At 74.7% G+C, this 24,544-nt stretch carries 23 protein-coding genes; 10 read left to right on the forward strand and 13 right to left on the reverse strand.

Annotated elements, in window-relative coordinates; all coding sequences use genetic code 11:
- Window positions 1–14: 14 nt before the first annotated feature.
- Complete coding sequence (locus tag K5O09_RS18075; RefSeq protein WP_222170823.1) at window positions 15–1,001, reverse strand: Gfo/Idh/MocA family protein; 987 nt, start codon at window positions 999–1,001, stop codon at window positions 15–17.
- A 50-nt stretch (window positions 1,002–1,051) separates the two neighbouring features.
- Between K5O09_RS18075 and K5O09_RS18080 the strand changes: the two genes are divergently transcribed.
- From K5O09_RS18080 to K5O09_RS18100, 5 genes are all read left to right on the forward strand, one after another.
- Window positions 1,052–1,894, forward strand: coding sequence for a PhzF family phenazine biosynthesis protein (locus K5O09_RS18080; RefSeq protein ID WP_222170824.1), 843 nt, complete (start codon window positions 1,052–1,054; stop codon window positions 1,892–1,894).
- A 115-nt stretch (window positions 1,895–2,009) separates the two neighbouring features.
- On the forward strand, window positions 2,010–2,867 hold the full coding sequence (gene efeU, locus K5O09_RS18085; protein WP_222170825.1) for an iron uptake transporter permease EfeU: 858 nt from the start codon (window positions 2,010–2,012) through the stop codon (window positions 2,865–2,867).
- A gap of 110 nt (window positions 2,868–2,977) precedes the next feature.
- Window positions 2,978–4,168 (forward strand): iron uptake system protein EfeO, encoded by a 1,191-nt coding sequence (gene efeO, locus K5O09_RS18090; protein ID WP_222170826.1) that lies wholly within the window; start codon window positions 2,978–2,980, stop codon window positions 4,166–4,168.
- Between the two features lie 176 nt (window positions 4,169–4,344).
- Window positions 4,345–5,676: an iron uptake transporter deferrochelatase/peroxidase subunit gene (efeB, locus tag K5O09_RS18095; RefSeq protein ID WP_222172904.1), complete on the forward strand. Its 1,332-nt coding sequence runs from the start codon at window positions 4,345–4,347 to the stop codon at window positions 5,674–5,676.
- 29 nt (window positions 5,677–5,705) lie between these two features.
- Window positions 5,706–5,933, forward strand: a complete 228-nt coding sequence (locus K5O09_RS18100) for a hypothetical protein (protein WP_222170827.1) — start codon at window positions 5,706–5,708, stop codon at window positions 5,931–5,933.
- Here the strand turns inward: K5O09_RS18100 and K5O09_RS18105 are convergent.
- The 7 genes from K5O09_RS18105 to K5O09_RS18135 form a co-directional block, all read right to left on the reverse strand.
- Window positions 5,912–6,949, reverse strand: coding sequence for a class I mannose-6-phosphate isomerase (locus K5O09_RS18105; RefSeq protein ID WP_222170828.1), 1,038 nt, complete (start codon window positions 6,947–6,949; stop codon window positions 5,912–5,914). The genes K5O09_RS18100 and K5O09_RS18105 overlap by 22 nt on opposite strands.
- Window positions 6,946–8,013, reverse strand: coding sequence for a DUF4432 family protein (locus K5O09_RS18110; RefSeq protein WP_222170829.1), 1,068 nt, complete (start codon window positions 8,011–8,013; stop codon window positions 6,946–6,948). The genes K5O09_RS18105 and K5O09_RS18110 overlap by 4 nt, the downstream gene beginning before the upstream one ends.
- Window positions 8,010–9,197, reverse strand: coding sequence for a PfkB family carbohydrate kinase (locus K5O09_RS18115; RefSeq protein WP_222170830.1), 1,188 nt, complete (start codon window positions 9,195–9,197; stop codon window positions 8,010–8,012). The genes K5O09_RS18110 and K5O09_RS18115 overlap by 4 nt, the downstream gene beginning before the upstream one ends.
- 105 nt (window positions 9,198–9,302) lie before the next feature.
- Entirely contained in the window at window positions 9,303–10,169 is an 867-nt protein-coding gene (locus K5O09_RS18120; protein WP_222170831.1) for a ketose-bisphosphate aldolase, read from the reverse strand.
- A 65-nt stretch (window positions 10,170–10,234) separates the two neighbouring features.
- Window positions 10,235–11,122 carry a carbohydrate ABC transporter permease gene (locus K5O09_RS18125; RefSeq protein ID WP_222170832.1) on the reverse strand — a complete coding sequence of 296 codons (888 nt, stop codon included), beginning with the start codon at window positions 11,120–11,122 and terminating at the stop codon, window positions 10,235–10,237.
- 2 nt (window positions 11,123–11,124) lie between these two features.
- The gene (locus K5O09_RS18130; protein ID WP_222170833.1) at window positions 11,125–12,135 is read right to left on the reverse strand and encodes a carbohydrate ABC transporter permease; all 1,011 of its coding nucleotides are present in this window, start codon (window positions 12,133–12,135) and stop codon (window positions 11,125–11,127) included.
- A gap of 74 nt (window positions 12,136–12,209) precedes the next feature.
- Complete coding sequence (locus K5O09_RS18135; protein WP_222170834.1) at window positions 12,210–13,505, reverse strand: sugar ABC transporter substrate-binding protein; 1,296 nt, start codon at window positions 13,503–13,505, stop codon at window positions 12,210–12,212.
- A 282-nt stretch (window positions 13,506–13,787) separates the two neighbouring features.
- Here K5O09_RS18135 and K5O09_RS18140 point away from each other — a divergent pair, with 282 nt between their 5' ends.
- The 3 genes from K5O09_RS18140 to K5O09_RS18150 all read left to right on the forward strand — a co-directional run bounded on the left by K5O09_RS18140 (window position 13,788) and on the right by K5O09_RS18150 (window position 15,421).
- A complete protein-coding gene (locus K5O09_RS18140; RefSeq protein ID WP_222170835.1) occupies window positions 13,788–14,597 on the forward strand; it encodes a DeoR/GlpR family DNA-binding transcription regulator in 810 nt (269 codons plus the stop codon).
- 61 nt (window positions 14,598–14,658) lie between these two features.
- Window positions 14,659–15,141, forward strand: a complete 483-nt coding sequence (locus tag K5O09_RS18145; RefSeq protein ID WP_222170836.1) for an NUDIX domain-containing protein — start codon at window positions 14,659–14,661, stop codon at window positions 15,139–15,141.
- Window positions 15,142–15,199: 58 nt separating this feature from the next.
- Window positions 15,200–15,421: a hypothetical protein gene (locus tag K5O09_RS18150; RefSeq protein ID WP_222170837.1), complete on the forward strand. Its 222-nt coding sequence runs from the start codon at window positions 15,200–15,202 to the stop codon at window positions 15,419–15,421.
- A gap of 4 nt (window positions 15,422–15,425) precedes the next feature.
- Here the strand turns inward: K5O09_RS18150 and K5O09_RS18155 are convergent, their stop codons facing one another.
- Window positions 15,426–16,901 carry an amidase gene (locus K5O09_RS18155; protein ID WP_222170838.1) on the reverse strand — a complete coding sequence of 492 codons (1,476 nt, stop codon included), beginning with the start codon at window positions 16,899–16,901 and terminating at the stop codon, window positions 15,426–15,428.
- 153 nt (window positions 16,902–17,054) lie between these two features.
- On the opposite strand from K5O09_RS18155, the gene K5O09_RS18160 reads away from it, so the two are divergent.
- Together K5O09_RS18160 and K5O09_RS18165 are read left to right on the forward strand one after the other, a co-directional pair.
- The gene (locus K5O09_RS18160; protein ID WP_222170839.1) at window positions 17,055–17,450 is read left to right on the forward strand and encodes a hypothetical protein; all 396 of its coding nucleotides are present in this window, start codon (window positions 17,055–17,057) and stop codon (window positions 17,448–17,450) included.
- Between the two features lie 66 nt (window positions 17,451–17,516).
- A complete protein-coding gene (locus K5O09_RS18165; RefSeq protein ID WP_222170840.1) occupies window positions 17,517–18,479 on the forward strand; it encodes an acetylxylan esterase in 963 nt (320 codons plus the stop codon).
- A gap of 58 nt (window positions 18,480–18,537) precedes the next feature.
- Here the strand turns inward: K5O09_RS18165 and K5O09_RS18170 are convergent, their stop codons facing one another.
- The 4 genes from K5O09_RS18170 to K5O09_RS18185 form a co-directional block, all read right to left on the reverse strand.
- Entirely contained in the window at window positions 18,538–20,112 is a 1,575-nt protein-coding gene (locus K5O09_RS18170) for a glycoside hydrolase family 43 protein (RefSeq protein WP_222170841.1), read from the reverse strand.
- A complete protein-coding gene (locus tag K5O09_RS18175; RefSeq protein WP_370635497.1) occupies window positions 20,109–22,547 on the reverse strand; it encodes a glycoside hydrolase family 3 N-terminal domain-containing protein in 2,439 nt (812 codons plus the stop codon). The genes K5O09_RS18170 and K5O09_RS18175 overlap by 4 nt, the downstream gene beginning before the upstream one ends.
- Window positions 22,548–22,633: 86 nt before the next feature.
- Window positions 22,634–23,521, reverse strand: a complete 888-nt coding sequence (locus K5O09_RS18180) for a carbohydrate ABC transporter permease (protein ID WP_222170842.1) — start codon at window positions 23,519–23,521, stop codon at window positions 22,634–22,636.
- Window positions 23,521–24,543, reverse strand: a complete 1,023-nt coding sequence (locus tag K5O09_RS18185) for a carbohydrate ABC transporter permease (RefSeq protein ID WP_222170843.1) — start codon at window positions 24,541–24,543, stop codon at window positions 23,521–23,523. The genes K5O09_RS18180 and K5O09_RS18185 overlap by 1 nt, the downstream gene beginning before the upstream one ends.
- Window position 24,544: the final 1 nt, after the last annotated feature.

A 24,544-nucleotide genomic window follows, 5' to 3' on the forward strand; every position in this document is an offset into this window, starting at 1 on the left:
CGCTGCCGGCCCGGTCAGCCCAGCGGGGCCGGACGCCGGGGCGCCATGCCCGCCGCGCGGTAGGCCGCGTCGACGACCCGCATCGCCTCGACCGCCTGCGCCGTGCCGGACACCGGGTCGGCTCCGCGCAGCACCGCGTCCGCGAACGTCCGCAGCATGCACACGTACGACGGCGTGGGGTCCGCGGCCTCCTCGAGGGTGCCGCCGTCACGCTCCACCACGATCCGGCCGCCGTGCTGCGGCGCGTACGGCGCGTGCACGACGAGCGCGCCGGCGCTCCCCTCGATGCGCGCCCGCACGACCGGCTCCCGCGCGACCATGCTCGCGCGCACCGTCCCGTCCACCCGGCCGGGGTGGTCGAGCAGCACCTCGATCGACGCGTCGACGCCGTCGACGTCGTCCGCCGTCGCGGACCGCACCTGCGGGGCCCCGAACAGCACCGTCAGCATGCGGAGCGGGTACACGCCGAGGTCCATGAGCGCGCCGCCGCCCATCGCCTCCTGCCAGCGGATGTCGGAGCGGTCGGGGATGCTCACGCAGAAGTCGGCCTCCGCCCGGCGCACCTGGCCGATCGCGCCGTCGTCGAGCAGCGCCCGCACCCGGGGCCACAGCGGGTGGTGCTGGGAGTGGAAGGCCTCCATGACCACCAGGCCGGTGCCGTCCGCGAGCGCCGCGACGTCCTCCGCCTCGGCCGCGTCCGCGGTGAACGGCTTCTCGCACAGCACGTGCTTGCCCGCCTCGATCGCGCGGCGGACCCACACGCCGTGCAGCGCGGCGGGGGTGGGCACGTACACCGCGTCGACGTCGGGGTCGGCGAGCAGCTCGTCGTACGAGCCGACCACGCGCGGGATGCCCTCGCGCCGGGCGGTCGCCTCGGCGCGGTCGCGGTCGCGTGCGGCGATCGCCACCACCTCGACCTCCGGGACGGCGACGGCCGGGGCCGTCACCGCGTCGTGCAGGATGCGGGCCGCACCGAGGACCCCGAGACGCACCGTCGACATGGCGGCACCCTAGCCCGGCACCCGCGCTCTCCGCCCGTAGCGTGGGTGGCATGCCCGCCGCTCCGCACCGCTTCAGCCAGGTCGACGTCTTCACCTCCGAGCCGCTGCGCGGGAACCCCGTCGCGGTGGTGCACGACGCCGACGACCTCGACGACGCGCAGATGGCCGCGTTCGCCCGCTGGACCAACCTGTCGGAGACGACGTTCCTGCTCGCCCCGACGCTGCCGGGGGCGGACTACCGGCTGCGGATCTTCACCCCGGGTGGCGAGCTGCCGTTCGCCGGGCACCCGACGCTGGGATCGTGCCACGCCTGGCTCGCGGCCGGCGGCCGGCCGGCCGGGGTGGAGGTCGTGCAGGAGTGCGGGGTGGGGCGCGTGGTGCTGCGCCGCGGGGACAGCGGCCTGCGGTTCGCGGCACCGGAGCCGCTGGCGGACACCCCGGTGGCGCCGGACGTGCTGCGGCGCGCCGTGGGCGCTCTGGGCCTGCCGGACGGGGCCGTCGTGGACCACCGGTTCGTGGACAACGGACCCCGGTGGAACATCCTGCTGCTGGACTCCGCGGACCGGGTGCTGGCGCTGCGGCCGGACGGCGCGGCGCTGGGCGGGGCGCACGTCGGCGTCGTCGGGCCGTACCCCCCGGGGGCGGAGGCGGCGTTCGAGGTCCGGGCCTTCGTCGGGGACCTGGGGATCGGGGAGGACCCGGTGACGGGGTCGCTGAACGCCGTCGTGGCGCAGTGGCTGACCGGGACGGGCCGGGCGCCGTCGTCGTACGTCGCGGCGCAGGGCAGCGTGCTGGGCCGCGCCGGGCGGGTCCACGTGGAGCGCGACGCCTCCGGCACCGTCTGGGTGGGCGGCGGCACCGTGACGTGCGTCGAGGGCACCGTGCACCTCTGAGACCCCCGGTGCCCCGGGGGCGGTCCACCCCTCGGACCCCTGTCGCCACGATGTGAGGACAGGCTAACCTTCCCCTGCCGCCGGACGGGCCGACGGCCGGAACGAAGGTTGCCCGATGGTCGCCAACTACCTGATCGGCCTGCGCGAGGGCCTCGAGGCCGCGCTCGTCGTGAGCATCCTCGTCGCGTACCTGGTGCGCACCGACCGCCGCCGCCTGCTGCCCGCCCTGTGGGCCGGCGTCGCCGCCGCGGTCGGGATCTCGCTCGGGTTCGGCGCCCTGCTCACGTTCGGGCCGCGTGGCCTGTCGTTCGAGGCGCAGGAGGCCATCGGCGGCACCCTCTCGATCGTGGCCGTCGGCCTCATCACCTGGATGATCTTCTGGATGGCGCGCACCGCCCGCCACCTCACGGCCGACCTGCACCACCGGCTCGACGACGCCGTGGCCGCCGGGCGCGGCGCGGTCGTCGTGGTCGCGCTGCTGGCTGTCGGCCGCGAGGGCCTCGAGACCGCGCTGTTCCTGTGGGCGGGGGCGCAGGCGACCTCCGACGGCACGGCGGCACCGCTCCTGGGCGCCGGGCTCGGCATCCTCACGGCCGTCGCGCTCGCGTGGCTGATGTACCGCGGCGCCGTCCGCCTCGACCTGCGGCGGTTCTTCGCGTGGACCGGCCTGTTCCTGGTGCTCGTCGCCGCCGGCGTGCTCGCGTACGGCGTCCACGACCTCCAGGAGGCCGGGATCCTGCCCGGCCTGAACAGCCTCGCGTTCGACGTCTCGGCAGCCGTCCCCCCGAGCAGCTGGTACGGGACGCTGCTCAAGGGCGTCCTCAACTTCACGCCGGCCACCACCTGGCTCCAGCTCGTCGCGTGGGTGGCGTACGTCGTCCCCGTCCTCACGGTCTTCATCCGCACCACCTGGGGCCACCGGCCCGCACCGCCCGCCGTGCCGCGCGCCGCCCAGCCCGCCACCGCGTCCTGACGCCGGGCGGTCCGCCGCCCCACGACGCACCCGTCGGCTCCCGGCCGGCCGCTCCGCGCGCCGCCACGAGCCCCTCCCACCGACCCGTCCTGCCACCCACGAGGAGTCCCATGTCCCGCACCACCGTCGGCGCGCTCGCGCTCGCCGCCCTCGTCCTGCCGCTCGCCGCCTGCGTCGACAACGACGCCCCGGAGGCCGGGGCGTCCGCGGGGGCGCTCACCGTGAGCAGCACCGCCGACGCCTGCGAGGTCTCCGCCGCCACGGCGCCCAGCGGCACGCTGACGTTCCAGGTCACCAACGACGGCACGGACGTGACCGAGTTCTACCTGCTGGGCGACGACGGGCTGCGCGTGGTGTCCGAGGTGGAGAACATCGGGCCCGGCATCACCCGTGACCTCGTGGTGCAGGTGCGCCCCGGCACGTACTACACCGCGTGCAAGCCGGGGATGGTCGGCGACGGCATCCGGTCGGAGTTCACGGTGACCGACTCCGGCGCGCAGGTGGGACCGACGGGCGACGTGGCCGCCCAGCTCGCGGACGCGGAGGCGCAGTACGTCGCGTACGTGAAGGACCAGGTCGGCGCGCTCATCGCCGGGACGCAGGAGTTCGCCGCCGCCTACACCAGCGGCGACGACGACGCGGCCCGCGACCTGTACGCCGCGACGCGGGTGCACTGGGAGCGCGTCGAGCCGGTCGCGGAGTCCTTCGGCGACCTCGACCCGCTGACCGACGCCCGCGAGGCCGACCTCGAGGAGGGGCAGGTCTGGAGCGGCTGGCACTACCTGGAGAAGGACCTGTGGCCGCCGACCCCCGCCGACAACGGGGGCGTGACGTACGTGCCGCTGACCCCGGAGCAGCGCGCGTCCGCCGCCGAGGACCTGGTCGGCTGGACGCAGGACCTCGTGGACCAGGTGAACGACCCTGACTTCACGTTCGAGGCGTTCCAGATCGCCAACGGGGCCAAGGAGCTGCTGGACGAGGTCGCGACCGGCAAGGTCACCGGCGAGGAGGAGATCTGGTCGCACACCGACCTGTGGGACTTCCAGGCCAACGTCGACGGCGCGCGCGTGGCGTACGAGGTGCTCGCGGACGTCGTCGAGGAGGAGGACCCGGACCTCGCGGCCGCGCTCACGGAGCAGCTCGCCGCGCTGGACGGCCTGCTGGCGCAGTACGGCTCCGTGGACACGGGCTTCGTGGGCTACGACACGCTGACCGAGCAGCAGGTCAAGGAGCTCGCGACGGGCGTCGACGCGCTGTCGGAGCCGCTGTCCCGGCTCACCGCCGTCGTCACCGGCGCCTGACGCCGCGCAGGGAAGGACACCGCGCCGTGACCGCCCCCACCGGCCCCGTGGCCGGCTCCCCCGCCCCCGGCGACCCCGGCGGCCCCGGCGCGCCCGGGGCCGCGGCGCCGGCCCGCGCGGCCTCGACCGAGCCGGCGCACTCGACGGACCCCAGGGCCGCGCAGCCCCGTCGGGGCCTGTCCCGGCGCGCGCTGCTCGGCGGCGGCCTGCTGGGCGGGGCGGCGCTCGGCGCGGTCGCGGGCGGCGCGGCGGGGTTCGGCGCGGGCCGGGCCGCGGCGGCCCCGGCGGCCCCCGGGGCCGCCGCGACGACGTACCCGTTCACCGGCGCGCACCAGGCGGGCATCGTGACGCCCGCGCAGGACCGGCTGTACCTCGCGGCGTTCGACGTCACGACGACGGACCGCGCGGAGCTGGTGGCGCTGCTGCAGCGCTGGACGACCATCGCCGCGCGCCTGACGCAGGGGCTCGCCGCCGGCCCGTACGGGCCGGCGTCCGGTCCCTACGACGCGCCGCCGGACGACACGGGCGAGGCGGCGGACCTGCCGGCGGCCGGGCTGACGATCACGTTCGGGTTCGGGCGGTCGCTGTTCGTCGGGGCGGGGGACACGGCGGGCACCGACCGGTTCGGCCTGGCGGCGCACCTGCCGGACGCGCTGGTCGAGCTCCCGCACTTCCCGGGCGACCAGCTCGACCCGGCGCGCTCCGACGGCGACCTGGTGGTGCAGGCCTGCGCCGACGACCCGCAGGTGGCGGTGCACGCCATCCGGAACCTGTCCCGCGCGGCGTTCGGCGCCGCCACCATCCGCTGGACGCAGCTCGGCTACGGCCGCACGTCGTCCACCTCGTCGGCGCAGGCGACCCCCCGCAACCTGTTCGGGTTCAAGGACGGCACCGCCAACCTCAAGGCCGAGGAGGAGTCGGACGTCGAGGCGCACGTGTGGGTGCCCGCGAGCGCGACCACCCCCGCGACGGCGTGGATGACCGGCGGCAGCTACCTGGTGGCGCGGCGCATCCGGATGACCATCGAGACCTGGGACCGCAGCTCGCTGCGGGAGCAGGAGGCCGTCGTGGGCCGCACCAAGGGCGAGGGCGCGCCGCTGTCCGGCGGCACCGAGTTCACCGAGCCGGACTTCGCGGTCACGGGCCGCGAGGGCCGGCCGCTGATCCCGGTGGACAGCCACGTGTTCCTGGCGCACCCCACGCAGAACGCGGGCGTGCGGATGCTGCGGCGCGGCTACAACTTCACCGACGGCAACGACTCCCTGGGCCGCCTGGACGCGGGGCTGTTCTTCCTCGCGTTCGTCACGGACCCGCGCACCCACTACATCCCGATGCAGAACCGGCTGTCCCGCGACGACGGGCTGATGGAGTACCTCCAGCACACCGCGTCGGGGCTGTACGCGGTGCCGCCGGGGCTGCCGGACGGGTCACTCGTGACGGGCTCGGACGGGACGCCGATCACCACGGCGTCGAGCCCGTTCGTCGGCCAGGACCTGTTCACGGGCTGACCGGCTCGGGCCGCGCGATCGGGCGGCGGGTGCGGGGGCTTCCGGGGCTGGCGACCGACGTCGACGGGGCCTCGGCGCAGGGGCCGCTCGACGAGGCGCTCGGCAGCTACCTGGCGGTGACCCGCCGCGGCACGGCCGTCACGGTGGTCGGCCTGGAGGGCGGGGAGCGCACCGTGGGCGCCGCCCGCGACGTGGCCACCCGGCTCGCCGGGCAGGCGTGGGAGCTGCTGTGCGGCTACGACTCCGCGGGCTGCTGACCCGCGTCGGCGGCCGGCGGGCGGCAGCGCAGGACCTCGAGCGCGGCGCCCGCGTCCGGCTCGACGCGCAGCGGCCCGGCCGACCACGGCACCAGGACCGTCGAGCCCGCTGACACCGGGGTGCGCCCGCCGTCCGCCGCGACCAGCGCGCCGCTGCCCGCGACGGCGACCACGACCGCGAACCCCGGGTCCCACCCGCCTGCGCCGCGCAGCCGCTCGACGCGGAAGAACGGCGCGGCGGCGGGCAGCAGGTCCCCGTCGTCGCCGGCCCGCGCGCCCCGCAGCGCGGCGACCTCGGCCGCCGACCGTCCGCGCCGGTCGACCGCCGCGAGCGCCACGTCGAACCCCAGGCCCAGGTGCCCCGCGGCCGCGCCGTCGATCGCGAACCCGTCCCACTCGACGAGGATCGACAGGTCGGTGGGCTCCTGGAGCTCGACCACGAACGCGCCGGCGCCGATCGCGTGCGGCAGCCCCGCGGGCACCAGCACGGCGTCGCCGGGCTCCAGGTCGAGCACGTGCATCGCGTCGAGCATGCCCGCGGTGTCCTGGCGGTCCACCCACTTCCGCAGCTCGGCGGCGCCGACGTCGCGCCGGAACCCGAGGTGCACCGGGGCGGCGGTGAGCGCCACCCACGCCTCCGTCTTGCCGTGGGCGAGGCCCAGGTGCCGTGCCGCGAACGCCACGTCGGGGTGCGCGTGCACCGGCAGCCGCTCCCCCGCGTCGAGCAGCTTGACCAGCAGGCCGGCGTCGGCGCCGTACCGCGCGACGTGCTCGGGCCCGAGCCACGCGCTGGGGTCCGCGGCGACCGCGTCGGCGAGCAGCCGGCCGTCGGGCAGCCGCGTGCGGCCGAGCTCGTGCTCGCCGAACAGCGTCGTGGTCGACCCCACCCAGTCCTCCGGCACGTGGTCGCCCGCGGCCGGGTGCCCGCCGGGGCCGCGGAACGCCGCGATGCGGGCGCCGCCGGCGTAGAAGCGGTCGGCCGGCTGGTTGGCCGGCAGGGGGACGGGGCGGGTCACGGCTGCTCCTCCGGGCGGGGATCGGGGTGGGGACCGGGGTGTGCGCCGGAACCGGCGGGCGCCGCGGCGCGGCCCGGGGACGCGGCGGGGTCGGCCTCCGGCGGCAGCACCTCGACGACGACGCCCGTCCGCCACGACTCCCCCGGCCCGAGCACCGGCGCACCGGCGTGCGGGCCGTCGCGCTCCGGCCCGAACAGCGGCGCGTTCGCCGGCTCGACGCCGAGCACCCACGCCCCGCGGGCCGGCCACGCCCACGTGCACAGCCGCGGCAGGGTCGCGGCGGTCCAGTCGACGGCCACCTCCGCGGCGCCGCCGGTGAGGACCGCCCGCGCGCGCCCGTCCGTGACCGCCAGGTCCCGGTGCTCGCCCACGACCGCGTCGGCGCCGGGCGACGGCTCCGGCATCGCCAGGGCCTCGCGCCCCGGAGGCAGCGGTTCCCGCAGCCGGGTCCGGCCGGCGTCCACGCGCAGCCTGCCGCCGGGGGCCAGCAGCGGCGCGCCGAGGTTGACGTGGTACAGCAGCGGCACGCCGACCGGGGCGTCGCCGTCGTTGCGCACCACGTCGCGGACCTCGACGCGCGGCCTGCCGGTGGTCGCGACGATCTCGCGCTCGACGACGAGCCGCGTGCCGTACAGCGTGGAGAACCCCACGACCCCGCGGACGTGCACGGCGACCCCGGACGGCGTCACCTCGCGCCACCACCGGACCTCCGTGGCGGGCGTGAGGTGGTGGCTGCCGTGCTGCCCGGCCGTCGCGGTGGGCGGTCCGATGTTCTCCGGCCCGCACGTCACCACGAGGCCGCCGAGGAACCGCTCCTCCCACCCGGCGCCCGGCCCGGGGTCCGCGCGGTGCGGCGACCGCCACGCGAGCGGCACGTCCCCCCACCACGCCGGCCCGAGGTCGAGGCCGCGGTCGGGCCGCACGTCGAACGAGAGCCCGCCGGCCAGGCGGACCACCAGGAGCCGCTCCCCGCCCGGCCGGACCACGTCGAGCACCTGGGCGACCGCCTCCGGGAGCGCGACCAGGCCCTCGGTCAGCAGCTCCCCGGCCCCGCGGGCGGTCACGGGGCCGCCAGGGCGGCCAGGAACCCGCCCACGAACGTGTCGCCGAGCCCGATCGTCGTGGGCCGCGGGACGTCCAGCACGTACGCGGGCTCGCAGGCGACGTCGGCCGCGAGGGCCTCGACCTCCCGCGCGAACCGCGTCCCCGCGGCACCGGGCGTGCGCGCGGCCGTCGCGACGTAGTCGTCGCGCGTGAACGCGTCGCCGTGGACGTACCGCGTGCTGGCCATGTCGATGCCGCCCCGCAGGGCCGTCCGGAGCCCGGCCGCCCCGGCGCCGACGGCCAGCGCCCAGTGCTGGGTGTGCACCACGAGCGTGCGGGCGGGGACGGCCGCGTGCAGCTCCTCGAGGGCCTTCGCGACGTCCGCGGCGTCCAGCAGGTCGACGGCGCGGCCGGTCCACTCCTGGAGCTCGTCCTCGTTGACGGCCCACACGTCCACCCGCGGGGCGAGGACGTCCCGCACCGGCTCCCGCAGCGCGGGCAGGTGGTAGCCGGCGTCCTCGAAGTACACGAACCCGCCGGGCGGCACACGGTCGAGGTCGGCGGCGAGGGTCGCGAGCCGCGCGTCCAGCGTGTCGCGCTCCTGGATGACGTTGAACCCGGAGACCAGCACCACGTCGGCGCTCGCGCACGCGTCACCCAGGGCCGGGTGCAGCACCAGCTCCCGGTTCGGCGGGTCGTTCACGTAGATGAGGCGGTTCGGGCGGGCGGCCACCACCTCGACGCCGGCGACCCGCACCGCGGACCCCGCCGGGTACTGCACGATGAGGTGCGGGTCGGTGGTGTCGCGGTCCGCCGAGCACAGGTAGGTGGTGCTCGCGGGCAGCAGCCGCCGCACGTCGTCGTCGATGCTCACGAGGTGCACCAGGGCCGGCAGGCCACGCACCCGGTCCATGGCGATCGCCGCGCGCACGCACGTGCCGCCCAGCGTCACCCGCGACGAGAACCTCCGGGCGAACGCCTCGACGATCTCGGACGACGCGACGAACCGCTCGCCGCCCGCCCCGTCCCGGACGAAGCCGAGCAGCGAGCGCAGCAGGTCCCGCTCGCTGAGCACCGGGATGCGGGCGTCCAGCTCGTCCGCGCGCAGCCCCCACTCCGCGGCCAGCCGCTCGAGCGTCCCCGGGTCCCAGTCGATCTCGTAGTCGACGGTCCCGCCGAGTCCCAGGACGTAGCGCGTGCTCATGGGCGGTGCCGGCCTCCTCGCCGTGGTGGTGCGGTGTGCTGCTGGTCCGGTGCGTGCGGTGCGCCGGCCGCCGCCGACCGGGGGTCGGCGGCGGCCGGCACGGGGTCAGTACAGCTCGGCCTTGCCGGCCGCGTCGAACAGCTCGATCTTCTGCGCGGCGACCACGTTCATGGCCTCGACCGCCGGGGGCTGGATCGTGTTCGGCTCGCGCAGCGTGAGGTCGGCCAGCACCTCCCGCATCCGGTCGTGGTAGGCCACCTTGATGTCGCTGGAGATGTTGATCTTGTTCACGCCCAGCTTGACCGCGCGGCCGATCTCGTCGTCCGGGTTGCCGGAGCCGCCGTGCAGCACCAGCGGGATCGGCAGGCGCGACTTGATCTCGGTCAGCAGGTCGAGCCGGAGCTCGGGCTTGAGGCCCTTCGGGTACAGGCCGTGCGCCGTGCCGATCGCCACCGCCAGGCTGTCGACACCGGTGCGCTGCACGAAGTCGACGGCCTGGTCCGGGTCGGTGTAGATGATGTTGGACACCGCCACGCCCGCCTCGGCCTGCTCGTCGAGCTTGCCGATGGTGCCCAGCTCGCCCTCGACGGACAGCCCGACGGCGTGCGCCGCCTCGACGACCCGGGCCGTGATCGCGACGTTCTCCTCGTACGGGAGCATCGACCCGTCGATCATGACGGACGTGAAGCCGATCTGGATGGCCGTGAGGACCTGCTCGTAGCTCCCGCCGTGGTCCCAGTGGATCGCCACCGGCACCGAGGCCTTGTGCGCGCGCTGGATCAGCGCCGGCATGACGTCGTGCCCGAGGTGGCTGACCTCGTCCGGGTGGATCGCGACCATCAGCGGGGCGCGACGCTCCTCCGAGATCGCGACGATCCCGTTGAACATGGCGTAGTCGCTGATGTTGAACGCCGGCACCGCGAAGCTGTGCTCGTTCGCGACGGCCAGCAGGTCCGCGCCGTTCATCAACATGGGGTGACTCCTTGTCGTGTCGTGGTCGTGCTGCGTGTGCTGCGTCGTGCCGCCGGGAACCCCGGTCAGACCTTCACGGCGCCTGCCGTCATCCCACCGATGAAGTACCGCTGGAAGAACAGGAAGAGAACGAGGACGGGAATGCATCCCAGAATGCTCATCGCCATCATCTCGTTCCATTCGTACGAGTGCTGGCCCATGAGCAGCTGGATGCCGATCGGGACGGTCCGCATGTCCTCGGTGCGGGTGAGCGTGAGCGCGAACAGGAACTCGTTCCACGCGATCATGAACGTGTAGACGCCCACCGAGACCAGGCCCGGGACGGAGATGGGGACGAGAATGCGCCACAGGGCGGTCAGGGGCCCCGCGCCGTCCACCTTGACGGCCTCGTCCAGCTCCCGCGGGAGGGTGTTGAAGTACCCGGTCATCATGATGATCGCGTAGGGCAGCGTGAACACCATGTAGGTGAGGATCAGACCGGGGTAGGTGTTGTAGAGCCCGAGCGCCACCATGAGGCCGAAGTACGGGATCAGCAGCGTGATCGGCGGGACCGCCTGCACGCTGACGATGACCACGTTGATGACCTTCTTGCCCGGGAAGTCGTACCGGCTGAAGGCGTACGCCGCGAGCACCGCCACCAGCAGCGTCAGCAGCGTCACGCTGCCGGCCACCAGGTACGAGTTGCCGAAGAACCGCAGCTTCACGGGGTCGGTGAGGATCGTCGTGTACGCGTCGAGCGAGAAGCCCTCCGTCAGCAGCCGCGGCGGCGAGGCGAAGATCTCCGGGTTCGCCTTGAACGAGCTGGACAGCATCCACAGCACGGGCAGGCCGGCGAACAGCGCGCCGACCACCAGCGCCGTCAGGACCAGCGCCTTCTGCCCGGTCCGGCGGGGCGGCGTGCGCAGGGCGGGCGCCCCGGGCCGGGCCGCGGGGGTGGTGGTGAGGGTCGCCATGATCAGTCCCGTGCCTTCTGGTGCCGGACGTAGAAGAATGCGAGGACCATCGACGCCAGCAGCACCACGACCGCGGACGCGGAGGCCACGGAGAACTCGTACCGGCTGAATGCCAGCTTGTACGTGAAGGTGCTGAGCATCTCGGTCGCGTTGATCGGCCCGCCGCCGGTCGTCATCCAGATCAGCGCGAACTGCTGCGTGGTCCAGATGAAGTCCAGCAGCGCCATCGAGACGATGATCGGGCGCAGCTGCGGGACGGTGACGTTGCGGAACTGCTGGAAGGGCGTCGCGCCGTCGACGCGGGCGGCCTCGTACAGGTCGCGCGGGATCCCCTGCAGGCCGGCGAGCAGCGAGATCATGAAGAACGGGTAGCCGGCCCAGATGTTGATGAACGTGACGGCCGCGAGCGCCGTGCTCGGGTTCGCCAGCCACTCCGTCTGGCCGTCCGTGAGGCCGACCGTCCCGAGCAGGTAGTTCACGACGCCGTTCGGGTTGAGCAGCAGCCGCCACAGCACCGCGATGATCGCCACCGTGAACAGCCACGGCAGCACGTAGATCACGCGGAAGAACGCCTTGACGCGGTGGCTGAGAAGCGGCGTGTTGAGCAGCATCGCGAAGCCGAGGCCGATCGCGAAGTGCGCCACCACGCTGACCGTGGTGAACACGAGGGTGTTGCGCGCCGCCGTCCAGAACACCGGGTCGGTGAGCACCTCGGTGTAGTTGGCGAAGCCCACGAACGCGGAGTTCTTGGTGGTGATCACGCCGTCGAGCAGCGAGTACCAGATCACCATGACGATCGGCGTCAGCATGAGGATCGCCAGCAGCACGCCGGTCGGGCTCAGGAACCCGTAGGGGGTGAGGCGGCGCTTGAGCCGCTCCCACCCCGCCCGGGTGGACGGCGGGGTCGGGGCGGGCGGGCCGCCGGCGCCGGGCGCGCCGTCGGTGCGGTCGGCGCCCGTGGCGCGGGACGCCCCGGCGGTGGCCGGCGTCCGCTGCGCGTGCGAGGTGAACACGGTCGGTCCTCCTTGACCGAGGACCGCGCCGGGCGGGTCAGGGGCACGCCCGGCGCGGTCGCTCTCGGGGTGGGTCAGAACTCGCTCTCCCACGACTTCTGGGCGGCGGTCAGGGCGTCGTCGACGCTCTGGTCGCCGTTCAGAGCCTTCTGGAGCTGCTCGCCGAGCTGGCGCATGAGCTCCTCGGCGACGGGGAGCCCGGTGAACTCGTTCGCCGGGTAGCCGTCCTGGTAGATCTCGAACGCGGTGGCGAACAGCTCGTTGTCCTCGACGAAGTCGGGCACGGACTCGGTGTTGCCCGGGAAGGCGTTCGCGATGGACGACAGCTGGGCGTTCGTCTCCTCGCTCATGAGGAACTCGACGAGCTTCATGGCCTCGGCCTTGTGCTCCGAGTTCTCGGCGACGCCGATGCCCCAGGAGGCGTAGGGGATGCCGCGCTCACCGGTGTAGTCGTCCTCGGCAGGGATCGCCGAGATCGAGAAGCCGAGGTCGGGGTTCGACTCCTGGATCGTCGTCACGTGCGCGAGGGAGTCGATCATCATGCCCACGCGGCCGTTCGTGAACTCCTCGACCTTGTCCTGCTCCTTCATGGTGAAGGAGCCCGGGGCCACGACGCCCGCGTCCCACAGGTCGGCGACGAACTGGATGCCGCTCTCGACGTCCGGGTTGTCCGTCAGCGCCGGCTGGCCGTCCGCGAGCATCGACCCGCCGGACGCCCACACCCACGACATGACGTCGTTCTGCACGCCGTTGGGGGCCTCGAGCGACAGCGGGAGCACCCAGCCGTACGTGTTGTCGCCGAGCGCCGTCACCGCCTCCGCCGCGGCCGCGAACTCGCTGCGGGTGCTCGGCGGCGCGTCGACGCCCGCCTGGGCCAGCAGGTCGTCGTTGCTGAACATCGGGTACACGAAGTTGACGACCGGGATCATGTACGTGCTGCCGTCCACCTGGACCTGGCTGACGAGCTGGCTGTCGTCGAACCCGTCCTCGGACATCAGCGCCGACAGGTCCGCGATGGACCCCTGCTTCGCGAAGTCGTTGACCCAGGCGCCGTCGAGGCCGACGACGTCGGACATCGTGCCTGCGGCCGCCCCCGCGAGCACCTGCTCCTTGGTCGAGGCGTAGGGGCCGCTCAGCAGCTCGACCTTGATGCCGGGGTTCTCCGACTCGAACGTGTCCATCAGCTCGCGGAACGCGCCGTCGGGGAGCTCGGGCTCCCACCACTGCGCGAACTCGATGGTGACGTCGCCCCCGGACGATCCCCCTTCTGCGGCGTCGCCGCCGCCGCTGCCGCACGCGGTGAGGAGCAGCGCCGCCGCGCCGATCACCGCCGTGCCGCCCAGGTACCGCATCCGAGCTCCGTTGCTCATGACTCTCCCTCCAGGGTTGCCGCTTCTTGCGGCCGAGTGCGCATCTCTGCGTGTTTGAGCACGGTAGTGCGGGGTTGTGCGGGCGTCAAGGGGTTCCAGCCACGCATGGGGACGCACGCGCGGCGGACCGCGGATGGGAGCGCGACCGCAGGCGGAGCGCGATCGAGCCCCTCCCGCAGGGCCGCGCCGGAGGCTCCGCCGGGTGCCGCAGCGCCTGCGGTGCTGTGCGCGGCGAGCTGCGTTCTTCCTCCGGACTGCGCGTTTTTGTGCTAGAAGTTTCGTATGTCGTCCTCCGACAGCACCCCCCGCCGCCTCCCCGCCGGGCGCAAGGCCGAGCTCGCCGCCTTCGTCGCCGACGCGGGCGAGGTCACGGTCGCGCAGCTCGCCGAGCGCTTCGAGGTGTCGGCGGACACGATCCGCCGCGACCTCGACCAGCTCGACGCCGACGGCGTGCTGGTCCGCACCCACGGCGGTGCCGTCGGACTGTCCGCCGCCCCCCGCCCGAACACCGAGCTCGACGTGCGCATGCGTCTGCAGACCCAGGCCAAGGAGCAGATCGGCACCCGCGCGGCCGAGCTCGTCCGAGACGGGCAGGCCGTGATCGTCAACGCCGGGACCACGACCCTCGCGCTCGTGCGGTCGCTGGCCGACCACCGGGACCTGACCGTGGCCACGAACAGCCTGCGCGGCGCCACGGAGCTCGACCCGAAGGTGTACCGCGACCTCTACGTGTTCGGTGGCAGCGTGCGGCTCATGGACCAGGCGACCCTCGGGCCGGTCCGCCTCCCCGCGTGGACGCACCAGCCGGAGGTCGACATCCGCTGCGACCTCGCGCTGATCGGCGTGGGCGCCGTCTCGCCCGACGTCGGCTTCTCCACCAGCAACCTCGTCGAGGCCTCGATGATGGGCGAGATGATGGACCGCGCCGACAAGGTGGCGGTGCTCGCCGACTCCTCCAAGTTCGGCCGCCGGCTCTTCGCGCAGATCGCGGAGCTCGCCCGCGCCGACTACCTGGTCACGGACTCCCCGCCCCCGCCCGACCTCGCCCGGGCGCTCGCGGAGGCGGGTGTCGAGGTGCTGCTGCCGCGCTGAGCCCGCGCGCCGGGTGCAGGATCGGAGCCGTGCGAGGAACCCGCGACGCCCCGGACCGCCCGTGACCGCCGCCGCGCGCACCAGCGCCGGCCTGCTGCTGCACCGCCGGGGGCCCGACGACGCGCTCCAGGTGCTCGTCGGGCACACGGGCGGGCCGTTCTGGGCGCGACGTCCCCGGTCCTGGACCGTGCCGAAGGGCGAGCCGCTGCCCGGCGAGGACCCGCTCGCGACCGCGCTGCGGGAGTTCGCCGAGGAGGTCGGCCTCCCCGCGCCCCCGGGGGCCGACGTCGACCTCGGGGAGGTCCGCCAGCGCGCGGGCAAGGTCGTGCGCGTCTGGGCACGCGCCACGGACCTGGACCTCGCCGCCGCGCGCGGACCGGTCAGCAAGGTCACGGTGGAGTGGCCGCCCCGCAGCGGGCGGGAGGTCACGTTCCCGGAGCTGGACGAGCTGCGCTGGTGCGGCCTCGACGAGGCGCGCGGGCTCCTGGTGGAGGCGCAGACCGGGTTCCTCGACCGCCTCGTCGACGTGGTCGCCGAGGGCTGACGCCGGGCTGCCCGGCCCCGCCCGGGGCGTGTCGGTGGTCGGTCGTACGGTGCTCCGCATGAGCAGCCGGCCGATCGACCACGACCGCCTGACCGAGGTCAGCGCGCGCTACTTCGCCGCGCGGCCGCCCCGCACCGCGGCGGAGCGGGTCGAGCACCAGCGGCTCGAGGTCGAGATGATCGAGGCGATGGGCCTGACCCGCGACGAGTTCGACCGCATGACGGCCGTCTACCGCGCACGGACGTCGCTGCCGGACCGCACCCGGCGCCGCGCGAGCTGACCGGTCACCAGGCGGGCGGGCGGCGGTCCGGCCAGCGCAGCCGCTCCTCGAGCTGCGCCGCGAGCGCCAGCAGCACGTGCTCGCTCCCGGGGCGGCCCGCGAGCTGCACGCCCATCGGCAGTCCCGCAGGCGCCGCGGCGTCGGGCTCGGTCCACCGCACCGGGACGGTGACCGCGGGGAGCCCCGCCACGTTGAGCATCGAGGTGTACGGCGTGTACGCGCACTGCTGCGCGAAGCTCCGCTCCGGGTCCTCTGCGTCGTACCAGCCGAGCGGCCGCGGGGTCATCGCCATCGCCGGCAGCAGCACCGCGTCGTAGCGCTCGACGCGCGCCACCATCGTGCGCTCGAACCGCGCGAGGTCCGTCAGCGCCTGCGCGAGCGCCCGCGCCGGCAGCGCCCGGCCCTGCTCCACCAGCCAGCGGCTCAGGGGCTCCAGCAGCGCGAGCCGCTCCGGGTCGTCGAGCGGCACCGCGGACGCGCCGGCCATCCACAGCGCGCGGAACGCGGGCGCGTAGCGCGGGTCGGGGTCCCAGCGTCCGGTGTCCTCGACGTCGTGCCCGAGCCCGCCCAGCGCCGTGACGGCGTCGTGCAGCGCGGCCAGCGCCTCGGGTCCCGGCGCCACGTCGTACGCGTCCTGCCACGCGCTGAACGTGCTGACGCCCACCCGGAACGTCGACCGCCCGTCCGGCGTCGCGCCGTCCACCGCCGCCGCGAGGTACGACCCGGCCGGGCCCGCAGCGGTCCGCAGCGTGCGCGGGTGCGGCACCGTCCCGTCGGCGTCCCGCGGCAGCAGGCCCTCCAGCAGCAGCGCCGCGTCCGCCGTGGTCCGGGCGATCGGCCCGTGCACCACCAGCCCGCCCAGCGACTCCACCCCGCCGCCCGCCGGCAGCAGGCCCCGCGTCGGCTTGAGCCCCACCAGCCCGCACGCCGCCGCGGGGATCCGGATCGACCCGCCGCCGTCCGAGCCGGGCGCCACGGGCAGCAGGCCCGCCGCGACCGCCACCGCAGCGCCGCCGCTGGACCCGCCGGCGCTGCGCCCGGGGTCCCACGGGTTCCGGGCGGGCGGCCCGGTCAGCGGCTCGGTGGTGGCCGGGAACCCGAGCTCGGGCGCCGCGGTCTTCCCGATCGACACCGCGCCGGCGGCGTCCAGCACCTGGGCGACGTCACCGCTCACCTCGGGGACGTACCGGTGCTCACCGGCCCACGCCCGGGACCCGAACCCCGTCGGCACCCCCGCGCGGTCCCCCAGGTCCTTGTCCGCCAGCGGCAGGCCCCACAGCACCGCACCCGCCGCCGGCCCGTCCGCCGCGAGCGCCGACGCGCGCGCCCGCGCGGCGTCCGGGGTGATCGTCGCGAACGCTCCCAGGTCGCTCGCCGCGGCCCGCGCCAGGAAGTGGTCGACGACCGCCACCGGGTCGAGGTCGCCGGCGCGCAGGCCGTCACGCAGGTCGAGGGCGGTCCGGTCGTGCAGCGCGGTCACCCGGCCAGCGTAGGCGCGGGCGCCGGCGACGACGCCTGCCGCGCACCCCGGTCGCGGGGGCGGGCGCGTCCGCCCCCGCGCAGGCCGCGGGGACGGGCCAGAGTGGGAGACGGACGACGCACCCGGGCGCACCGGGTGGGAGAGGAGCCCGACGTGGACCACCGCACGGCCGTCGCGCGCGTGCGCGCCGATCTCGTCACGGCCGCCGTCGACCCGCCGCGGCTCGAGGTGGTGGTGCTCGACGACGGGACCCTCGCGGCGGACCCGGCGTGGCGCGCGTGGATCCCGGCCGACCAGGACGGGCCCGTCCGCGTGCTCCGCCTGGCGGAGAACCTCACGGCTCTCGACGCGGGCGACGAGGAGGAGCTGTGCGTGCAGGTCGCGGAGCTCGTGCAGCAGCACGTCGTCGACCTCACGCGGCGTCCGTGGCCGACCGCCGGCCCCCTCGGCGTCGTCCTCACGCCGGTGCTCGACGGTGGCGGCCGTGCCGTGTGGGCGGGGCGCGGCGTGCCGTCCCGGCCGGTCGGCGGGCTCGCCCCGGGTGTCTGACCTGGACCGTCACCCGCGCACCGATATCGTTCTCCCGTCCGTGACGTCGCCGATGACGGGAGTGCCGTGTACCTGGACCTGGCCGAGCCGCAGCTGTGGGAGCACGTGTCCACGCTGGTGGACCCGGAGGACTTCGACGTGTTCTGGGCGGGCACGCTCGCCGAGAGCCGCGGGCGCGGCGCCGCGACGACGGTGGAGCCGGTGGCGACGCCGCTGACGACGGTCGAGCTGCACGACGTCACGTTCCCGGGCTTCGCGGGCGACCCGGTGCGGGCGTGGTACCGCCGCCCCGCCGGGGTGGACGGCCCGCTGCCGGTGGTCGTGCAGTACGTCGGCTACGGCGGCGGCCGCGGCGAGGTCACCGAGAACCTGCTGTGGGCCTCCGCGGGCTTCGCGCACCTGTACGTCGACACCCGCGGGCAGGGCGCCGGCTGGAGCCGCGGCGCGACGCCGGACCCCTGGGGCACGGGCCCGCAGGTGCCGGGCGTGATGACGCGCGGCATCGAGGACCCGGCCACGTACTACTACCGCCGGCTGTTCACCGACGCGGTGCTCGCCGTGGACGCCGCCCGCGCCCTTCCGGGCGTCGATCCCGACCGGGTCGCGGTGGTGGGCGGCAGCCAGGGCGGCGCGATGGCGCTCGCGGCGGGCGCGCTGGCGGACGGCGTGGGCGCGGTCGTCGCGAACGTGCCGTTCCTGTGCGACATCGCGCGGGCGATCGGCATCACCGACGCCAAGCCGTTCTCGGAGGTCGTCGAGTACCTCGCGATCCACCGGGACGCCGCCGAGCAGGTGCTGCGCACGCTGTCCTACGTGGACGGCGTCGCGATGGCCCGCCGGGGCACCGCCCCCGCGCGGTTCTCGGTGGGCCTGATGGACCCCGTGGTGCCGCCGTCGACCGTCGTGGCGGCGCACCGCGAGTGGCGGGGCCCGAAGGACCTGCGGGTCTGGCGCTACAACGGGCACGAGTCCGGGGGGCCGCAGGAGGACCTGGAGGCCGTCGAGTTCGTCCGGGCGACACTGGGCTGAGACACGAGGCGCGGCGCCCCGACCGGGACGCCGCGCCTCTGCCGTCGTGCGGCGGCTGCTACCGCGGGTGGTCGAGCAGCACCTCGCGGACCCGCACCACCGACGTCGTCGGCCGGCCGGCGCTCGTCGCGTGCACCCCGAGCCACACGCCGAGGAACCCGCCGGTGGTGACCGAGTCGAGCCACCGGGCGTCGGCGTGCCCGACGAGCACGGGCTCGGCGTCGCCGAGACCCGCGTGCAGCGCGTAGTCCGTGCCCCGGGCGCGCAGCAGCAGCGTGACGGGCGCGTCCGCCGGGCCGGTGAGGGTCGCGGCGCCCAGCTCCGTCTCGTCCTCACCCGCACGGTGCACGAGCACGGCCCGCCGCGAGCCGTCCGGCTGCGCGGCGCCGACCGACAGCCGGACGTGGTGCCGCTCGGACTGCCGCGCCGCGAGGCCGGCCTCCTCGCCCTCGGCCAGGTCCGCCTCGAGCGTCACGCGCAGGTCGAGGTCGGTGCGCTGCTGGCGCAGACCCAGGAACGCCGGCACCTCCACGTCGCCCAGCCCCGCCGGGCGCACGGGCAGGACCCACGCGTCGCCGTCGGCGGTGGCGACCTCGGACGGCAGGGCGCGCACCGCGGTCCACCGCAGGTCACCGGCCGGGACGGGTCCGGGGGCGGCGGCCTGGACGGCGCCGGGGTGCCACGCGCCGGCACCCGCCACCTCGACGTGGTCCGGGACGCGGCCCAGCCCCGGCGCGAACACCGGCCAGCCGTCCTCCCACGTCACGGGCACCAGGAACGTCTCCCGCCCGAGCGGGTAGTGGTAGCCGCCGTAGGTCCGCATCGCGAGCGCGACCGCCCACCACGTCCCGTCGGTCGCCTCCAGCAGGTCCGCGTGCCCGACGCCGACGACGTCCGTGCCGCGCCCCAGGTGCCGGTGCGTGAGGACCGGGTTGCCCCGGTTCCCGGTGTACGGGCCGGTCACGTGGTCGGCGCGCGCGACGCTGACGGCGTGGTGGAACTCGGTGCCGCCCTCCGCCGCGAGCAGGTAGTAGCGGTCGCCCACCCGGTACAGGTGCGGCCCCTCGGCCCAGACGGCACCGCGCACGGCCCCGGACCACACGACGTGCTCCGGGCCGGTCAGGCGCAGCGTCTCCGTGTCGAGCTCGCGCACCCAGACCTCGGTCTGGTCGTGCCACTCGGGCTCCCGCGCCAGGCGGGTGCCGTGCACCCAGACGCGGCCGTCGTCGTCGAACAGGATCGACGGGTCGATGCCGTCCTCGTCCAGCCACACCGGGTCGGACCACGGCCCGGCCGGGTCGGCGGCGGTCACGAGGAAGTTGCCGCGGCCGGGCTCCCGGCCGGCGGCCGCCTGGTCCACGAGCGTGCAGATGACCCAGAACCGGCCGTCGTGGTGCCGGATCGTCGGGGCGTACAGGCCGGACGAGGACGCCAGACCGGTGTAGTCGAGCTGCCCGGGGCGGTCGACGACGTGCCCGATCTGCTCCCAGCTCGCGAGGTCGCGGCTGTGGAACACCGGCAGACCCGGGAGGTACTCGAAGGTCGACGTGACGAGGTAGTAGTCGTCCCCGACCCGGCAGACCGACGGGTCCGGGTAGCAGCCGGGCAGCAGCGGGTTGGGGACGGTGGTCACGGCGCGGTGACCTTGACCTCGACCACGCGCTGGTCGGCGCCCGTCACCTCGTGGACCCCGCCGGTGACCACGACGGTGCGCCGCGGCGTCGCGGTGCCGGGCAGCGCGCGCTCCTCGCGGCCGCGGCTGTTGCTGATCGCCCCGCCCGTGGTGTCACCGAGCGCGTCGTGCGCGGACGCGTGGGCGTGCGACGCGACCCACACCTCGACGTCGCCGGGCTCGACCACCCGCACCAGCCGGCGGTCGGTGAACGCCAGACGCGTGGTCGGGACGCGGAACGTGATCCGGCGGGACTCGCCGGGCTCCAGGTCCACCCGGCCGTAGCCGAGCAGCTGCACGACGGGTCGGACCAGCGAGGCGTGCACGTCGCGCCCGTAGAGCTGGACGGTCTCCGTGCCCGCGACGTCCCCGGTGTTCGTCACCGTGACCGCGGCCTCGAACGACCCGGCCGAGTCCACCGTGGCGTCCACGGCCAGGTCCGAGTACGCGAAGGTCGTGTACGCGAGGCCGAAGCCGAACGGCCGCACCGGGGTCGGGTCGGTCGACGTGACGTCGGAGGGCCCGCCGAGCACCGGGTGCAGGTAGCGGTACGGCTGGGCACCGGCCGCGCGCGGCAGCGAGACCGGCAGCCGGCCGGACGGGTTCACGGCACCGGTCAGCACGTCGGCGATCGCGTCGCCACCGCCCTCGCCCGGGAAGAACGCCTGCACGACCGCGGCGGGTCGCGGGCCGGTGCCGTCGAGGGCCCAGCCGATCGCGTACGGGCGTCCGGTGAGCAGCACCATGACGACGGGCGTGCCGGTGGCGACCAGGTCGGCGACCAGGGCCCGCTGCACGCCGGGCAGCTCGAGCGACTCGACGTCGTTGCCCTCGCCGACCGTGCCGCGCCCGAACAGGCCCGCCTGGTCGCCGACGACGACCACGGCCACGTCGGCGTCCGCGACAGCGGCGACCGCCTCCGCGAAGCCGGACCGGTCGTCGCCCTCGACGGTGCAGCCCTCGGCGGTCACCACGGAGGTGCCCTCCGGCAGCGCGGCCAGCAGCGCGTCCTGGACGCTGCGGATCTCGAACCCGACCGGCAGCCCCGGGTGGTGCGCGAGCACGTGGTTCGCGAACGAGTAGCAGCCCATGAGCGCCTCGGCCCGGTCGGCGTTCGGGCCGACGACGGCGACACGCGCCGGCCGGGCCAGCGGCAGCACGCCGTCGTTGCTCAGCAGGACCACGGACTCCTCCGCGAGCCGCCGGGCCAGCGCCCGCTGCCGCGGGGAGTCCAGGTCGATGTCGGCCGGGGGCTCGTCCTCGAACGCGTCGGGGTCGAGCAGCCCGAGCTCCTCCTTCTGGGCGAGCGCACGCAGCACCGCGCGGTCCACGACCGCCTCGTCCACCTCGCCGGCGCGGATCCGGTCCGCGAGCTCGAGGTACGCGTCGCCGGTGGGCAGCTCGATGTCGATGCCGGCCTCGAGCGCCAGCGCGGCCGCCTCACCGCGGTCGGCCGCGATCCGGTGCATCACCTCGAGGAACGCCACGGCGAAGTAGTCGGCGACCACGACGCCGTCGAAGCCCCACTCCTCGCGCAGCACCTGCGTCAGGTACTCGGAGCTCGCCGCGAGCGGGACGCCGTCGATGTCGACGTAGGCGTTCATCACCGAGCGCGCGCCGCCGTCGCGGACCGCCATCTCGAACGGCGGCAGGTAGACGTCCGCGATCTCGCGGGGGCCGGCCTCGACCGGCGCGTGGTTCCGCCCCGCCGTGGAGGCGGAGTAGCCCACGAAGTGCTTGAGCGTCGCGTGGACGCCGGCCTCCTGGAGGCCGCGGACGTACGCGGTGCCGACGGTGCCCACCAGGTACGGGTCCTCGCCGATGCACTCGTCGACGCGGCCCCAGCGCGGGTCGCCGACGACGTCGAGCACGGGCGCGAGGCCCTGGTGGATGCCGAGCTCGCGCATCGAGTCACCGATCGCGCGGGCGGCCTCCTGCACCAGGTCCGGGTCGAACGACGCACCCCAGGCGAGCGGCGTCGGGTAGGTGGCGGCCTTCCAGGCGGCGAGCCCGGTGAGGCACTCCTCGTGGACCAGCGCGGGGATGCCGAGCCGCGTCTCGCGCTTGAGGCGGCGCTGCTCGGCCCACAGCCAGGCGGCGCGCTCGGCCGGCTCCACCGGGCGGGTGCCGTAGACGCGGGTGTAGTGACCCAGGCCGTGCCGGGTGATCTCGGGGAGCTCCCCGGAGTCCTTCTGGCCGGCGGCCATCTCGGACTGCATCGGCGCGACGGTGCCGTTCTGGTCGAGCCAGTAGCCGACGAGCTGGGCGAGCTTCTCCTCCAGCGTCATCCGGGCGTGCAGGTCGCGTACGCGGTCCGAGACGACGGGCCAGGCGGGCAGGGCGGGGAACGACGGGGCCACGCGTCCTGCGGGGCGGTCGGCGATGTGGTCGGACACGCGGAGGTGCTCCTAGAGAGAAGGACGTGCGAGGGGGGCGGGCCCGGCGCCCCGGCAGCCGTGCAGCCGCCGGGGCGCCGGTGGCCTCAGCCCTTGACGGCGCCGGTGAGCCCGCCGACGATCCGCCGCTCGAACAGCGAGAAGAAGATCAGCGCGGGGATCATCGACAGCGACGTGAACGCCAGCACCCGGGCGGTGTCGACGGAGTACTGCGAGGCGAACGACTGCACACCCAGCGGCAGGGTGTACATGGACTCGTCGTTCAGGATGAACAGCGGCAGCATGTAGCTGTTCCAGCTCGCGATGAACGCGAGGATGCCGACGGTGACGACGCCCGGCACGGACAGCGGGACCACCATCCGGAAGAAGAACCCGAGTCGGCTCGCGCCGTCGATGGCGGCGGCCTCCTCGAGCTCCTTCGGGATCGCCCGCAGGAACGGCACCAGGATGATGATCGTCGTCGGCAGCGCGAAGGCGATCTGCGGCAGGATGATGCCGGCCAGGCTGTTCATGAGGCCGAGGCTCTTGATCATGATGTACAGCGGCGTGATGGCCACCGTCATCGGGAACATGAGGCCCGCGGCGAACAGCGAGTACATCGCACCGCGCCCGAGGAAGTCGTACCGGGCGAGGACGAAGCTGGCCATCACCCCGAGCACGACGACGCCGATGGTGGTCACGATCGCGGTGATCGCGGAGTTGCCGGCCTGCTGCCAGAACAGCGAGCTGCTCAGCACGTCGACGTAGTTGCCGAACTCCCACGTCGAGGGGAAGCCCGACGGGTCCTGCGTGATCTGGGAGTTCGTCCGCAGGCCACCCAGGATGATGTAGAGCACCGGGGCGATGCACACCCCGACCAGGGCCCACGCGACGACGTAGACCATCGGGTTGACGCGGTCCAGCGACTTCCCGCGGCGCCGCGGGGCGGGGCCGGGAGCGGCGACGGGCGGCGCCTGCACGGCGGTGGCGGCCATCACTTCTTCCTCTCCGTGAGCGCGCCCTCGGTGTCACGCCGGAGCACGAAGCGCTGGTAGGTCAGCGCGATGACCAGCGAGATGAGGAACAGGACGACCGCGACCGCGTTGCCGAAGCCGTAGTTCCCGGCGTTCCGGCCGTTGAGCACCATGTACGTGGCCATCGTCGACGTCCCCGCCGTGGCGGACACGTACTGGCCCCAGATGATGTAGACGAGGTCGAACAGCTGCAGCGAGCCGATGATCGACAGGAACGCCCAGATCCGGATGGTCGGGCCGAGCAGCGGGAGCGTGATGCTGCGCTGCGCCTGCCAGTAGGACGCGCCGTCGATGGCGGCGGCCTCGTGGAGCTCCTCGGGGATCGACTGCAGACCGGCGAGGAACAGGATCACCGCGAAGCCGATGTACTTCCAGGTGATGATGATCATCAGCGACCAGATGGCGATCTTCGGGTCGGACAGCCAGTCGACCGCCCAGCCCGAGAGGCCGATCTTGCCGAGCAGGTCGTTCACGGCGCCGCTGGTCTGGAGCATGAGGCTCCAGCCGGTGCCGACGATGACCTCGGAGATCACGTACGGGACGAAGATCAGCACGCGGATCAGCGACCGCCCGCGGATCTTGCGGTTGAGCAGCAGCGCCAGGATGACGGCTGCGGGACCCTGCATGACGAGCGACATGACGACGATGAAGCCGTTGTGCCGCAGGGCGTCGATGAAGGTCGGGTCCTGGAAGATCGTGAGGTAGTTCTGCAGCCCGACGAAGTCGGTCGGGGGGCCGTAGCCCTTCCACTTGAAGAACCCGTAGTAGGCGGCCATGACGACCGGGAAGATCACGAACGCCAGGAAGATCAGGATGGCGGGGCCGGTCAGGAGGGTCACCTCGAGCCGTTGACGCCAGCTCCCCCTCTTCCGGCGCCGCGGCCGGGGGGCCGGGGACGGCGCCGCGACGGCACCGTCCCCGACACCCGAGCGACCCTCGGGCGACGTCGTGACCAGCGGGCCCACGCCCTGCGAGTCGCTCATG

Source organism: Cellulomonas sp. C5510 (genome assembly GCF_019797765.1).
GTDB lineage: Bacteria > Actinomycetota > Actinomycetes > Actinomycetales > Cellulomonadaceae > Cellulomonas.

Excerpts from the sequence above, each read along its gene's own strand:
- K5O09_RS18075 (WP_222170823.1), bottom strand. The coding sequence starts at position 1,001 with ATGTCGACGGTGCGTCTCGGGGTCCTCGGTGCGGCCCGCATCCTGCAC.
- K5O09_RS18080 (WP_222170824.1), top strand. The coding sequence starts at position 1,052 with ATGCCCGCCGCTCCGCACCGCTTCAGCCAGGTCGACGTCTTCACCTCC.
- efeU (WP_222170825.1), top strand. The coding sequence starts at position 2,010 with ATGGTCGCCAACTACCTGATCGGCCTGCGCGAGGGCCTCGAGGCCGCG.
- efeO (WP_222170826.1), top strand. The coding sequence starts at position 2,978 with ATGTCCCGCACCACCGTCGGCGCGCTCGCGCTCGCCGCCCTCGTCCTG.
- K5O09_RS18115 (WP_222170830.1), bottom strand. The coding sequence starts at position 9,197 with ATGAGCACGCGCTACGTCCTGGGACTCGGCGGGACCGTCGACTACGAG.
- K5O09_RS18120 (WP_222170831.1), bottom strand. The coding sequence starts at position 10,169 with ATGTTGATGAACGGCGCGGACCTGCTGGCCGTCGCGAACGAGCACAGC.
- K5O09_RS18125 (WP_222170832.1), bottom strand. The coding sequence starts at position 11,122 with ATGGCGACCCTCACCACCACCCCCGCGGCCCGGCCCGGGGCGCCCGCC.
- K5O09_RS18135 (WP_222170834.1), bottom strand. The coding sequence starts at position 13,505 with ATGAGCAACGGAGCTCGGATGCGGTACCTGGGCGGCACGGCGGTGATC.
- K5O09_RS18140 (WP_222170835.1), top strand. The coding sequence starts at position 13,788 with ATGTCGTCCTCCGACAGCACCCCCCGCCGCCTCCCCGCCGGGCGCAAG.
- K5O09_RS18150 (WP_222170837.1), top strand. The coding sequence starts at position 15,200 with ATGAGCAGCCGGCCGATCGACCACGACCGCCTGACCGAGGTCAGCGCG.
- K5O09_RS18180 (WP_222170842.1), bottom strand. The coding sequence starts at position 23,521 with ATGGCCGCCACCGCCGTGCAGGCGCCGCCCGTCGCCGCTCCCGGCCCC.
- K5O09_RS18185 (WP_222170843.1), bottom strand. The coding sequence starts at position 24,543 with ATGAGCGACTCGCAGGGCGTGGGCCCGCTGGTCACGACGTCGCCCGAG.